Source organism: Serratia sp. CY38905, assembly GCF_052168875.1.
In the GTDB taxonomy this organism is placed as follows: domain Bacteria; phylum Pseudomonadota; class Gammaproteobacteria; order Enterobacterales; family Enterobacteriaceae; genus Serratia; species Serratia sarumanii.
On sequence record NZ_JBJNLV010000001.1, the window covers coordinates 273,235 to 286,071 of the forward strand.

15 protein-coding genes are annotated in these 12,837 nt (G+C 59.5%); 2 read left to right on the forward strand and 13 right to left on the reverse strand.

From position 1 onward, the window contains the following. Positions 1-142 precede the first annotated feature (142 nt). Together mntR and ACJ8MK_RS01485 are read left to right on the forward strand one after the other, a co-directional pair. The gene (mntR, locus tag ACJ8MK_RS01480; RefSeq protein ID WP_060429075.1) at positions 143-631 is read left to right on the forward strand and encodes a manganese-binding transcriptional regulator MntR; all 489 of its coding nucleotides are present in this window, start codon (positions 143-145) and stop codon (positions 629-631) included. Continuing rightward, positions 628-993, forward strand: a complete 366-nt coding sequence (locus ACJ8MK_RS01485) for a DUF4180 domain-containing protein (protein WP_033655058.1) — start codon at positions 628-630, stop codon at positions 991-993. The genes mntR and ACJ8MK_RS01485 overlap by 4 nt, the downstream gene beginning before the upstream one ends. Positions 994-1,049: 56 nt before the next feature. Here ACJ8MK_RS01485 and ptsG read toward each other — a convergent pair whose 3' ends face one another. The 13 genes from ptsG to rpmF all read right to left on the reverse strand — a co-directional run bounded on the left by ptsG (position 1,050) and on the right by rpmF (position 12,822). Next, positions 1,050-2,483 carry a PTS glucose transporter subunit IIBC gene (gene ptsG / locus ACJ8MK_RS01490; protein ID WP_016928184.1) on the reverse strand — a complete coding sequence of 478 codons (1,434 nt, stop codon included), beginning with the start codon at positions 2,481-2,483 and terminating at the stop codon, positions 1,050-1,052. A 343-nt stretch (positions 2,484-2,826) separates the two neighbouring features. Next, a complete protein-coding gene (locus ACJ8MK_RS01495; protein ID WP_016928186.1) occupies positions 2,827-3,603 on the reverse strand; it encodes a metal-dependent hydrolase in 777 nt (258 codons plus the stop codon). 19 nt (positions 3,604-3,622) lie between these two features. Continuing rightward, positions 3,623-4,630 carry a DNA polymerase III subunit delta' gene (holB, locus tag ACJ8MK_RS01500; RefSeq protein WP_033655059.1) on the reverse strand — a complete coding sequence of 336 codons (1,008 nt, stop codon included), beginning with the start codon at positions 4,628-4,630 and terminating at the stop codon, positions 3,623-3,625. Then, complete coding sequence (tmk, locus tag ACJ8MK_RS01505; RefSeq protein ID WP_033646442.1) at positions 4,630-5,268, reverse strand: dTMP kinase; 639 nt, start codon at positions 5,266-5,268, stop codon at positions 4,630-4,632. The genes holB and tmk overlap by 1 nt, the downstream gene beginning before the upstream one ends. Further along, complete coding sequence (gene mltG / locus ACJ8MK_RS01510; RefSeq protein WP_033646443.1) at positions 5,258-6,283, reverse strand: endolytic transglycosylase MltG; 1,026 nt, start codon at positions 6,281-6,283, stop codon at positions 5,258-5,260. The genes tmk and mltG overlap by 11 nt, the downstream gene beginning before the upstream one ends. Positions 6,284-6,296: 13 nt before the next feature. Continuing rightward, positions 6,297-7,094 carry an aminodeoxychorismate lyase gene (gene pabC, locus ACJ8MK_RS01515; protein ID WP_015377453.1) on the reverse strand — a complete coding sequence of 266 codons (798 nt, stop codon included), beginning with the start codon at positions 7,092-7,094 and terminating at the stop codon, positions 6,297-6,299. A 145-nt stretch (positions 7,095-7,239) separates the two neighbouring features. Then, positions 7,240-8,481, reverse strand: coding sequence for a beta-ketoacyl-ACP synthase II (gene fabF / locus ACJ8MK_RS01520; RefSeq protein WP_033638042.1), 1,242 nt, complete (start codon positions 8,479-8,481; stop codon positions 7,240-7,242). Between the two features lie 82 nt (positions 8,482-8,563). Then, positions 8,564-8,800, reverse strand: a complete 237-nt coding sequence (acpP, locus tag ACJ8MK_RS01525) for an acyl carrier protein (protein ID WP_004719003.1) — start codon at positions 8,798-8,800, stop codon at positions 8,564-8,566. A 154-nt stretch (positions 8,801-8,954) separates the two neighbouring features. Further along, on the reverse strand, positions 8,955-9,689 hold the full coding sequence (gene fabG, locus ACJ8MK_RS01530) for a 3-oxoacyl-ACP reductase FabG (RefSeq protein WP_016928193.1): 735 nt from the start codon (positions 9,687-9,689) through the stop codon (positions 8,955-8,957). Between the two features lie 11 nt (positions 9,690-9,700). Beyond that, positions 9,701-10,630, reverse strand: coding sequence for an ACP S-malonyltransferase (gene fabD, locus ACJ8MK_RS01535; protein ID WP_015377451.1), 930 nt, complete (start codon positions 10,628-10,630; stop codon positions 9,701-9,703). 18 nt (positions 10,631-10,648) lie between these two features. After that, on the reverse strand, positions 10,649-11,602 hold the full coding sequence (locus ACJ8MK_RS01540) for a beta-ketoacyl-ACP synthase III (RefSeq protein WP_060418432.1): 954 nt from the start codon (positions 11,600-11,602) through the stop codon (positions 10,649-10,651). 6 nt (positions 11,603-11,608) lie between these two features. Beyond that, positions 11,609-12,643, reverse strand: a complete 1,035-nt coding sequence (plsX, locus tag ACJ8MK_RS01545; RefSeq protein ID WP_071883797.1) for a phosphate acyltransferase PlsX — start codon at positions 12,641-12,643, stop codon at positions 11,609-11,611. A gap of 11 nt (positions 12,644-12,654) precedes the next feature. Beyond that, positions 12,655-12,822 carry a 50S ribosomal protein L32 gene (gene rpmF, locus ACJ8MK_RS01550; protein ID WP_004927778.1) on the reverse strand — a complete coding sequence of 56 codons (168 nt, stop codon included), beginning with the start codon at positions 12,820-12,822 and terminating at the stop codon, positions 12,655-12,657. Positions 12,823-12,837: the final 15 nt, after the last annotated feature.

Below are 12,837 nucleotides of genomic sequence, written 5' to 3' on the forward strand. Positions count from 1 at the left end.
CATTGGCTTTGTGTAGAGATATTTCTAACTACCACAATGCGTGGCATCGAATTGATAATGTGTGCTATTTGGACTAACTTAGGGCAACCCTCCCCGCATTGCCGGGAGACGCCATTTTTATGCTTACAGGACGCCCCACGCTATGGTTACCCGCGCGCCAGATAACGCCGACCGCCACGCCCAGACCGACATGCCGGACGAGGCCGAGCACGCCCTGCGTTTTAGCCGCGCCCGCGAAGCGCAGTCCAATGCGCTGATCGAAGATTACGTTGAGCTGATCGCCGATTTGCTGCAAAGCACCCGCGAAGCCAGAACCACCGACATCGCGCGCCGCTTCGGCGTGTCTCACCCGACGGCGATCAAAAATATCGCGCGGCTGAAAAGCGCCGGGCTGGTGGAATCGCGCCCTTATCGCGGGGTGTTTTTAACCGAGGAAGGCGAGCTGCTGGCGCAGAAGGTGCGCCGCCGTCACCGCATCGTGGTCGATCTGCTGATGTGCGTCGGGGTGCCGAGCGAAACCGCCGAGCTGGACAGCGAAGGGATTGAGCACCATATCTCGGACGAAACGCTGGCGGTGTTCGAGCATTACCTGCAAAAGCACGCCAAGCCCTGCCCCCCGGAGCGCCGATGAGCTACGCCGTGCAGCAAATCCACGATCTGCGCCTGGTGGTGTTCGCCGAAGCCGGGCCGCCATTGAAAGACGAAAATGACGTCAGCCTGTTTATCGCGCCCGCCTTTGAACACGATGCCGGGATGATTGCCCTCCCTGTCAACCGCCTCGACGCCGCCTTTTTCCAGCTCAGAAGCGGCATTGCCGGCGCCGTATTGCAGAAATTTATCAACTACCGCCTGCGCGTTGCGCTGCTGGGCGATATCTCCCCCTGGCTGGCGCAAAGCAACGCGCTGCAAGATTTCGTGCGTGAAGCCAACCGCGGCGAACAGGTCTGGTTCCTCCCTTCTCTCGCCGAACTCGAACAGCGCCTGGGCGCCTGACGGCAGGCAATAAAAAAGGGAGGCTTTCGCCTCCCTTGGTAACTCCCCTGCCTGAATCAGTGATTACGGATGTATTCGTCCATATCGGTTTTCAGGTTGTCGGACTTGGTGCCGAAGATGGCCTGCACGCCGGAGCCAGCGACGACTACGCCGGCTGCGCCCAGTTTCTTCAGGCCCGCCTGGTCAACTTTGGACACGTCGGCCACGCTGACGCGCAGACGGGTGATACAAGCATCCAGGTTAGTGATGTTTTCTTTACCGCCGAAGGCCTGAACCAGCGCCGCGGACATTTCGGAACCGCCCTGCGCAGTCTGCTCGGCAGCGGTGTCTTCACGGCCCGGGGTTTTCAGATCCAGCTTGGCGATCAGCACGCGGAAGATGGTGTAGTACACCAGACCGTAGACGATGCCGACGATCGGGAACAGCCAGATTTTGCTGCTGTTGCCGCTCAGTACGATAAAGTCGATCAGGCCGTGCGAGAAGCTGGTGCCATCGCGCATGCCCAACAGGATGCAGATTGGGAACGCCAGGCCAGCCAGAATAGCGTGGATCACGTACAGGATCGGCGCGACGAACATGAAGGAGAACTCGATCGGCTCGGTGATACCGGTCAGGAACGAGGTCAGCGCGGCGGAGATCATGATGCCGCCGACTTTCGCGCGGTTTTCCGGCTTGGCCGAGTGCCAGATGGCGATGGCCGCAGCAGGCAGACCGTACATTTTGAACAGGAAGCCGCCGGACAGTTTGCCCGCGGTAGGGTCGCCCGCCATGTAGCGAGGGATGTCGCCGTGGAATACCTGGCCCGCCGCGTTGGTGAATTCACCGATTTGCATTTGGAACGGTACGTTCCAAATGTGGTGCAGACCGAATGGCACCAGAGCACGTTCAACCACGCCGTAAATGCCGAAGGCCACGACCGGGTTCTGATAAGCCGCCCACTGCGAGAAGGTCTGGATAGCCGTACCGATCGGCGGCCAGATGAAGGACAGCACTACGCCCAGAACGATCGCCGCCAGACCGGAAATGATCGGCACGAAACGCTTACCGGCAAAGAAGCCCAGGTATTCCGGCAGTTGAATGCGGAAGAAGCGGTTGAACATATAGGCCGCGATGGCGCCGGAGATAATCCCCCCGAGCACACCGGTATCCGCCAGGTGTTTGGCCGCAATCTCTTCAGCCGGCAGGTGCAGCACCAGCGGCGCAACCACCGCCATGGTTTTCACCATGATGCCGTAGGCCACCACCGCCGCCAGCGCGGAAACGCCGTCGTTGTTGGTGAAGCCCAAAGCGACGCCGATGGCGAAAATCAGCGGCATGTTGGCGAAGACCGAACCGCCCGCTTCCGCCATCACGTGGGAGACTACCGCAGGTAGCCAGCTAAAGTTGGCGGAGCCGACGCCCAGCAGGATACCTGCGATAGGCAACACGGACACCGGCAGCATGAGCGATTTACCTACTTTTTGCAGGTTTGCAAATGCGTTCTTGAACATAGTTGAGTGTGCTCCTGAGTAATAATGCTTTGCTACTTCTTTTCGCGATGATTCGCGCTGCAAGGGGGGGAGAAAAACCCCTGCAATTCAGGGTGTCTGAGCACCCCTTGAATTTATTACGCAGAGTAAAATAAATAGCCTGCGCAATGTTTGATGACAATCACGTTTCGATGATCGAGCCGCGGTAACTTTGCATAAACCGGCTGTTTTTTGGCGAAACAGACCAAAAAACACGCATCAATCACCTTGAAACGGGAGGGAACCTTACCCGTTTCAGTGATTAATTACGAGCTTAAAAAAAATTACGCAGACAATGACCTACAGCTATAGCCTAGGTCAAAGATCACAGTTCGAGGTGAAATAAACGTGAAAAGTTGGCGGTGGTGGCTTCGGCCAGTTGTTCCAGGCTGACGCCCTTCAATACCGCCATGTATTCAGCCACATCGCGCACATAGGCGGGTTGGTTTTCTTTGCCGCGATGCGGCACCGGTGCCAGATAAGGCGAGTCGGTTTCCACCAGAATGCGATCCAGCGGCACATAGCGCGCCACCTCGCGCAGCTGTTCGGCGTTGCGGAAGGTGACGATGCCCGAGAAGGAGATGTAGAAGCCCAGATCCAGCAGAGCTTCGGCCGTGGCCAGATCTTCAGTGAAGCAGTGGAGTACGCCGCCGCAGTCCTGTGCGTTCTCTTCACGCAGGATCGCCAGCGTGTCCGCGCGCGCATCGCGAGTGTGGACGATCACCGGCTTGTTCAGATCCCGGCCGATGCGGATATGTTCGCGGAAAGAGTCCTGCTGCAGCTCAAGGTTGTCTTTCTGGTAGAAGTAATCGAGCCCGGTCTCCCCCAGCGCCACCACCTGCTCCGCCGCCGCCAGGCGACGCAGTTCGGCGTAATCATACCCCTCTTCCAGATTGAGCGGATGCACCCCGCAGGAGAAGGCCACGTCGTTGCGCTCGCCGATCAGCTCGGTCATGGAACGGTAACCCGGCAGCGTGGTGGCAACCGCCAGCACATAGCCGACGTCGCGCGCCTTGGCTTTGGCCAGCGCATCGTCCACATTCTGGTGCAGCGTTTGATAATCCAGACTGTCAAGGTGGCAATGAGAATCGACTAACAACATAATTTTTAACTCTTTTACTTTACAGCGAATGAGGTTGGGAATAGCCGGCGGCGCCAAGCATCTGTTCCCAGCGAAGTAACTGTTCGGTCAGCAGCAGCTCGCGGTTGACGCCCACCACGCTGAGCAGCTGATGGCGGCAGTTCAGCCACTGCTGCACGATCTGCTGCAGCGAGGCGCTGCTCAGCAGGCTGGCCAGTTGATGCACCAGCGGCTGCTGATCCTGATTCAATACATAGTGATGCGCGCCCTGCTGCCACTTCATCGCGTCCACCAGCAACGCGCACAGCCAGTGCAGGCGCTCGGCGACGTCTTCATGGTTCAACACCGGCAGCAGCGACAGCATATCGCGCTGCGGCAGCGCGGCGCTCAACGTGGCGCACAGGGCGCTGCGCTGTTGCCACTGCTGCGGCTGCAACAGCTGTTCGGCGGCCAGCGGCGCGCCGTCGTGCAGGCGCAGCGCCGTGAGGCGGTCCGTCTGAGAGCCGGCCGCCTGTCGGCCCAGCCACTGCAGGCTGAGCTGCTCATCCGGGCTGGCCAAATGCCAATACAGGCAACGGCTGCGCAGCGTCGCCATCAGCCTCGACGGCTCACGGCAGCCCAGCAGAAAATAGGTTTTCTCCGGCGGCTCTTCCAGCGTTTTAAGCAGCGCGTTGGCCGCCGCCTCGGTCAGCTGTTCCGCCTGCGGCAGCCAAATCACTTTAGCGCCGCCCTGCTGCGCGTGGGCGTACAGCGTTTCAATCACCTGGCGGATCGGCTCGATGCCCAGGCTGCTCTTACCCTTTTCCGGCGCCAGCACGTGATAATCCGGGTGGTTTCCCGCCAGCATCAGCCGGCAGCTGTGGCACTCGCCGCAGCTTTTTTCACCGTTGCGCTGCTGGCAGATCAACCAGCGGCTCAGGCCGTAGGCCAGCGCATCGTCACCGTTGCCCGCCGCCGCGTGCAGCAGCAGCGCATGATGGCCGCGGCCGTCGGCGTACTGCCCAATCAGCTGGCGATAAGGGCCGTTCAGCCACGGGTACCAGTTCATTATGCGCCTTCCTGCTGCCGCAGCCAGTGGCCGACGCAGTCGCGGATCGCCGCGGTCACCTGCTCCAGCGGCTGGGCGGCGTCGACGGTGACGATGGTTTTATCCTGCGCCGCCAGCTCGAGATAGCGAGCGCGGGTGCGTTCGAAGAACGGCAGCGCCTCCTGTTCGATGCGATCCAGCTGACCGCGCGCCTGCGCGCGTTGCAGGCCGACCAGCGGCGGCAGATCGAGATACACCGTCAAGTCCGGGCGAAAATCCCCCAGCACGGTGTCGCGCAGCGAGCTCATCAGCTGCGGATCCACGCCGCGGCCGCCGCCCTGGTAAGCCTGTGAAGAGAGATCGTGGCGATCGCCCACCACCCAGGCGCCGCGCGCCAGGGCCGGTTTGATCACGGTTTCCACCAGCTGCACGCGCGCGGCGTACAGCATCAATACTTCGGCCTTGATGGTCGGCAATTCGCCGTCGATGCCGCGCTTGAACAGATCGCGCAGCTTCTCCGCCAGCGGCGTGCCGCCCGGCTCGCGGGTGAAGACGATGTCGCTGACGCCGTGTTCGCGCAGCACATTGACCACCGTATCGCGCGCGGTGGTTTTACCCGCGCCTTCCAGCCCTTCGATAACAACGAATTTACTTTTCATTCTTTTCCTTTAACGCCTGACGGTACACGCGCACCGCCTGGTTATGGCTCGCCAGATTGGTGGTGAAGGTATGCCCACCCTTGCCGTCGGCGACAAAATAGAGATAAGGCGTTTTGGCCGGATTGGCGGCCGCCTGCAACGAGGCCTCACCCGGCATGGCGATCGGCGTTGGCGGCAGGCCGGCGATCACATAGGTGTTGTACGGTGTCGGCGTCTCCAGATCCTTGCGCGTGATGTTGCCATTATAGCTTTCGCCCATGCCGTAGATCACCGTCGGATCGGTCTGCAGGCGCATGCCGATGCGCAAGCGGTTGACGAACACCGACGCCACCTTGCTGCGTTCTTCCGGCACCGCGGTCTCTTTCTCGACGATCGAGGCCATGGTCAGCAGCTCTTCCGGCGTTTTATACGGCAGGCTGGTGTCGCGGCCGGCCCAGGCGGCCTGCAGCGCTTTGTTCATGCGCACGTGTGCGCGTTTGAGCAGCGCGATGTCGCTCATGCCGGCGGTATACTGATAGGTATCCGGGTACAAATGCCCTTCCGGCGTTTCTCCCGCAGGAATGCCGAGCGCTGCGGCAATCTCCGCTTCGCTCTTGCCCGCCAGGGTGTGTTTCAGGTATTTGGACTGCTGCAGCACCTGCTGCCAGTCACGCAGGCGTGAGCCTTCGATAAAGCGTGCGGTGAACTGCGCCTCTTTGCCGCTGGCCAACAGTTTCAGCATCTGGCGCACCGTCATGCCCGGCGTGAACCGGTAGGTGCCGGCTTTAAACTCCGCCAGCTCCGGCTCCAGCTTCAGCAGCCACTGGAACCAGCGGCCGTTGCGCACCAGCTTATCGCGCACCAATAGCCCTTCCAGCGCTACCCGACCGGTGCCGGCCGGCAGTTTGAAGATGGTTTCTTGTTGGATAGCCAGTGGCGTATCGGCAAAGCGTTCGATCTTCTGGTAGCCCCAAAACAGCAGCGCCAATACTAGAACAACAATAATAGACAGGACCTTCAGCTTTCTTTTCTTCATCAATCAGCCATGGTTAACAGTGTGGACGCAAAAAATCATACAGCTGGCGCGAAGCATAGCGCCATGATTGCGCAGCGTTTACCGGCAGCAGCGGCATCAGCGCATTGCTCACCAGGACTTCGTCGGCATCGGCCAGCGTCTCCAGCGGTTCACTGACGCAGTGCAGACGATATTCCGAGCCTGCCAGCAGCGCGATCACCCGCCGCCGCATCAGGCCGGCGACGCCTGCCTGGCTCAGATCCGGGGTAAATACCGCTTTTCCCTTACGCCAGAACAAATTAGCCGCACAGCATTCCACCAGCATACCGGCAGTGTCAAGCACCAGCGCCTCGTCGGCGGCCGTCTGGTCAAGATGCGCGCGAATCAGCACCTGCTCCAGGCGGTTCAAATGCTTCAACCCCGCCAGCAACGGATTGCGCGCCAGCGCCACCGGGCTGAGCGCAAGCGTGATGCCCTGCTCGCGCCACTGCAAATAGTGCGCAGGGTAGCTGCTGCGGGCCACGATGCGCGTCGGGTTTTCGCACCCCGTCGGGCTGTAACCCCGCCCGCCGCTGCCGCGCGTCAGTATCGCTTTGACCACGCCGAGCGGAATTGATTCGGCCGCCAGCGCCATCTCCCGCTCGAAAGCCAGCCAATCGGTGGCGGGCAGCATCAGCCGCTGCGCCGCTTGCTGCAGCCGCTCCAGATGCCAGGGCAGCAGCTCGATTTTACCATCGATAACCCGGGCAGTAGTAAAGCAGCCATCGCCGAACTGCAGGCCGCGATCGCTCGGCGCCAGCGCATCGTGGCGTTGTCCGTTAATCCAGTACATGCTTCCTCCTGTTGCCGGGTGATTTCATTACGCTCGCAGAATAGCAGGCGACGAGGCGATACGCAGCCCTGTTGGTGTCCAGACGATAGGCGTAAAAAAGCCCGGTTAAAAAACCGGGCTTTTCATCAGCTATCCACAGCGCGAGTTACACTCGGCGGAAGATCAGCGAGCCATTGGTGCCGCCGAAGCCGAAGGAGTTACACAGGCTGAACTCCATATCGCTGACCTGGCGCGCTTCGTGAGGCACGAAGTCCAGATCGCAACCTTCATCCGGGTTATCCAGGTTGATGGTTGGCGGTACCGCCTGATCGCGCAGCGCCAGCACGGTGAAGATAGACTCGATCGCGCCTGCCGCACCCAACAGGTGGCCAGTCATCGATTTGGTCGAGCTCACCAGCACGCGCTCTGCATCGGCGCCGAAGACGGATTTCACCGCCTGCGCTTCCGCCTGGTCGCCCGCCGGCGTAGAGGTGCCGTGCGCGTTGATATAGCCGATTTGTGACGGGGTCACACCGGCGTCAAGCAGGGCATTTTCCATCGCCAGCGCAGCGCCTGCGCCGTTTTCCGGTGGCGACGTCATGTGATAAGCATCGCTGCTCATCCCAAAGCCCACCACTTCGGCGTAGATTTTCGCGCCGCGCTTTTTCGCGTGCTCGTACTCTTCCAGCACCATCATGCCGGCGCCGTCGCCCAGCACAAAACCGTCGCGGTCTTTATCCCACGGACGGCTCGCCGCCTGCGGGTTGTCATTACGGGTGGACAGAGCGCGCGCTGCGCCAAAGCCGCCGACGCCCAATGGGGTGCTGGCTTTCTCTGCCCCACCGGCCAGCATCACGTCCGCATCATTGTAGGCAATGATACGCGCCGCATGGCCGATGTTGTGCACACCTGAAGTACAGGCGGTGGCGATGGAAATACTTGGGCCACGCATGCCGTACATGATTGTCAGGTGACCGGCAATCATATTCACGATGGTGGATGGCACGAAGAACGGACTGATTTTCCGTGGGCCACCGTTAACCAGTGAACTGTGGTTTTCTTCGATCAAACCCAGGCCGCCGATGCCGGAACCGATCGCGGCTCCAATGCGGCTGGCGTTAGCCTCGGTGATGTCCAGGCCTGCATCCTGCATGGCTTGCATGCCGGCAGCGATACCGTACTGGATAAAGGCGTCCATCTTGCGCGCATCTTTGCGCGAGATGAAATCCTCGGAATTAAAATTCTTTACCAGGCCAGCAAACTTGGTCGCATAGGCAGTGGTATCGAAATGGTCGATCAGGCTGATGCCACTCTGACCGGCAAGAAGAGCGTTCCACGTGGACTCTACCGTATTGCCGACAGGAGACAACATGCCCAGTCCGGTCACAACTACTCGACGCTTAGACACGTTTGTCCTCCAGGGAGGGAAAAATATGACACTAGGGATAGAAAAAACTTAGGCGGTCGAGCGACCGCCTAGATATGTTCTCTTACTGCTGGCTAGCGTTGATGAAATCAATAGCTGCCTGAACAGTAGTGATCTTCTCAGCTTCTTCGTCTGGAATCTCGGTGTCGAATTCTTCTTCCAGTGCCATTACCAGCTCAACGGTGTCAAGAGAATCAGCGCCCAGATCTTCAACGAAAGAAGCGTTGTTCAAAACTTCTTCCTGTTTAACACCCAGTTGCTCAACAATGATTTTCTTAACGCGTTCTTCGATAGTGCTCATACTCTTAAATTTCCTATCAAAACTCGCTTTCGCGATGGTTTTCGTAGTGTATAAAATGCTGAAAAAGATGCAACTAAATCCCGGCTGGTCAAACCACGATTTTACGCTATTTTGCGGTTTTTGCCTCAAATAACGCAAATGGTTTTCACATTTTTTAAATCATGTACATGCCGCCATTGACATGTAACGTTTCACCGGTGATATAGCCGGCCTCATCAGAGGCCAAAAATGCAACAGCGCTGGCGATTTCTTTAGCATCGCCCAGCCGGTTGGCTGGAACTGATGACAAAATGCCTGCGCGTTGATCATCTGTCAACGCCCGTGTCATGTCCGTCTCAATAAAGCCAGGTGCCACGACGTTGACCGTAATGCCACGCGAAGCAACTTCACGTGCCAAAGATTTGCTAAAACCAATCAGACCGGCTTTAGCCGCCGCGTAGTTCGCCTGCCCTGCGTTCCCCATGGTGCCGACAACGGAACCGATGGTGATGATACGGCCAAACCGCTTTTTCATCATAGCGCGCATTACCGCTTTTGACAGGCGGAATACGGAAGTCAGGTTGGTGTCGAGGATATCCTCCCACTCATCATCCTTCATACGCATCAGCAGGTTATCACGCGTGATGCCGGCATTATTCACTAAAATGTCGATTTCGCCAAATTCGGCGCGAATTGATGCCAGCACGCTGTCGATAGATTGCGCATCAACAACGTTCAACATAAACCCTTTGCCGTTTGCGCCCAGGTAGCTGCTGATCGCTTCAGCGCCGCTCTCGCTGGTCGCGGTGCCGATCACTTTGGCGCCGCGTGCCACAAACGTTTCTGCAATAGCTCGGCCAATACCGCGGCTCGCGCCGGTGACCAGAACGATTTTACCTTCGAAGCTCATCATTTTCCTCTTTATTGTTCAAGCGCCGCCGACAGGCTGGCGGTGTCGTTCACCGCCGCAGCCGTCAGGGTGTCAACAATACGTTTAGTCAGACCGGTCAGCACTTTGCCCGGCCCCACTTCCAGCAGCGACGTCACTCCCTGTGCTGCGATAAATTCTACACTCTCGGTCCAACGCACCGGGCTGTACAGCTGACGCACCAGCGCGCTACGGATCGCTTCCGGATCGTTTTCGGTGCGCACGTCGACGTTGTTCACCACCGGCACCTGCGGCGCGTTGAAGGTGATGTCCTGCAGCGCCACGGCCAGCTTGTCGGCGGCCGGTTTCATCAGCGCGCAGTGCGAAGGCACGCTCACCGGCAGCGGCAGCGCGCGCTTGGCGCCTGCGGCTTTGCAGGCGGCGCCTGCGCGCTCAACCGCTTCTTTGTTGCCGGCGATGACCACCTGGCCCGGCGAGTTGAAGTTGACCGGAGAAACCACCTGCCCCTGCGCAGACTCTTCACACGCCTTGGCGATCGCGTCGTTGTCCAGACCGATGATGGCGTACATCGCGCCGGTGCCTTCCGGCACCGCTTCCTGCATCAGCTTGCCGCGTAGCTCGACCAGACGGATCGCCGCCTTGAAGTCCAGCACGCCGGCGCAGACCAGCGCCGAGTATTCGCCCAGGCTGTGGCCCGCCATCAGCGCCGGCGCTTTACCGCCCTGCTGTTGCCAAACGCGGAAAATCGCCACCGAGGCGGCCAGCAGAGCCGGTTGGGTCTGCCAGGTTTTGTTCAGCTCTTCCGCCGGGCCTTGCTGCACCAGCTGCCACAGGTCGTAACCCAGGGCGGAAGAGGCTTCGCCGAAGGTTTCTTCGACGATCGGGAACTGTGCGGCCAACTCGGCCAGCATGCCAACGGTCTGCGACCCCTGGCCCGGGAAAACAAAAGCAAATTGCGTCATTTTTTCTTCCTGTCCAAATCAGAAACGAACCAGCGCCGAGCCCCAGGTAAAGCCGCCGCCGAAGGCCTCCAGCAGCACCAGTTGGCCACGCTGAATTCGCCCGTCGCGCACCGCTTCGTCCAGTGCGGAAGGCACCGAGGCGGCAGAGGTGTTGCCGTGACGATCGAGCGTCACCACCACTTTGTCCATCCCCATGCCCAGTTTTTTCGCCGTTGCGCTGATGATGCGCAGGTTGGCCTGGTGCGGCACCAGCCAATCCAGCTCGCTGCGGTCCAGGTTGTTGGCCTGCAGCGTCTCGTCGACGATGCGCGCCAGCTCGGTAACCGCAACCTTGAAGACTTCGTTGCCCGCCATGGTGACATAGGCCGGCTTGTCTTGATTCTGGCGATCCTTGTACGGCAGCGTCAGCAGGTTGCCGTAGCTGCCGTCGGCATGCAGATGGGTAGACAGAATGCCCGGCGCTTCAGAAGCCCCCAGCACCACCGCCCCTGCGCCATCGCCAAACAGAATGATGGTGCCGCGATCTTCAGGATCCAGCGTGCGCGACAAGACGTCCGCGCCGATAACCAGCGCATGTTTGACCGCGCCGTTCTTCACGTACTGATCGGCCACGCTGAGCGCGTAAGTAAAGCCGGCACAGGCCGCAGCCAGATCGAACGCCGCGCAGTCTTTGATGCCCAGCATTTGCTGCACCAGGCACGCCGCGCTCGGGAACGCGTGAGTGGTCGTGGTGGTCGCCACGACGATCAGCCCAATGTCTTCTTTAGCCACACCTGCCATTTCCAGCGCTTTCTCAGCGGCCTGGAAGCTCATCGTCGCGACGGTTTCATCCGCAGCGGCGATGCGACGTTCGCGGATACCGGTACGCGTGACGATCCATTCGTCAGAGGTATCCACCATTTTTTCCAAATCAGCATTGGTGCGCACTTGTACGGGCAAATAACTCCCCGTACCGAGAATCTTTGTATACATGTACGATCAGTCACTCTTAGGTAATACAGCCTCAAGGCGCGCAGCAATCCTTTCCGGGACTTGCCGCTGCACCGCCTGCACAGCCTGTTCGATTGCGACTGCAAACGCGTGAGGGTTCGCAGCGCCGTGGCTCTTGACTACGGTGCTGCGCAATCCTAACAGACATGCGCCATTATACTGGTCGGGGTTCAGGTGGCCGAACCGCTTAACCACCCGTTTTTGCAACCAACGGCCCAACAATTTCAGCCACCACGCTCGCTTGTTGCCGTCGCCGGACGATTTCAGCAGCGATAAGAACACCCTGACCACCCCTTCCATGGTTTTCAGGGTGACGTTGCCCACGAAGCCATCGCATACCAACACGTCGGTCTTGCCGGTGAGCAGCTCGTTTCCTTCCAGGTAACCAATATAGTTGATTGCCGGAGTATTTTTTAGCACAGCGGCCGCTTCGCGGATATTATCCAGGCCTTTGGTCTCTTCTTCGCCAATATTCAGCAGCGCCACCCGCGGTTGCGCAATGCCGATCACCTCTTCCGCCATCACCGCGCCCATCACGGCAAACTGCACCAGCATGGTGCTGTCGCACTCGACGTTGGCCCCCAAATCCAGCACCACGGTTTTACTGCGTTGCTGATTCGGGATCGCCGTCATCAGCGCCGGGCGCTCGATGCCTTCCAGCGGCTTGACCAACAGCTTCGCCAATCCCATCAGCGCACCGGTATTGCCGGCGCTGACGCAGCCCTGCGCTTTACCGCTGCTGAGCTGCTCGAGCGCAATGCGCATCGACGTGCCGCGGCTGGCGCGTATCGCTTGTGAAGGTTTGGCGTCGCCGGCGATCACGGACTCGGCGGGCACGACTTGCAGACGCTCCAGAAGAACCGGATCGGCGTGGGCAAGCAAAGGGGAGATGACGTCGGGATTGCCGACCAGCAGGAGGTGAAGCTGTAAATTAGAGGCCAGTGCCTGCAACGAAGCAGGCACTGTGACGCAGGGACCGAAGTCCCCGCCCATTGCATCTAACGCCAGGGTTAGACGAGTCAAGGTATCGCTACTTAGCCGATAACCTTGCGACCGCGGTAGAAACCGTCGGCAGTGATGTGGTGACGACGGTGAGTTTCACCGGATACTTTGTCTACAGACAGAGTAGTCGTGGTCAGAGCATCGTGAGAACGACGCATGCCACGCTTGGAACGGGTTGGTTTATTCTGTTGTACGGCCATGGACCTTACTCCTCA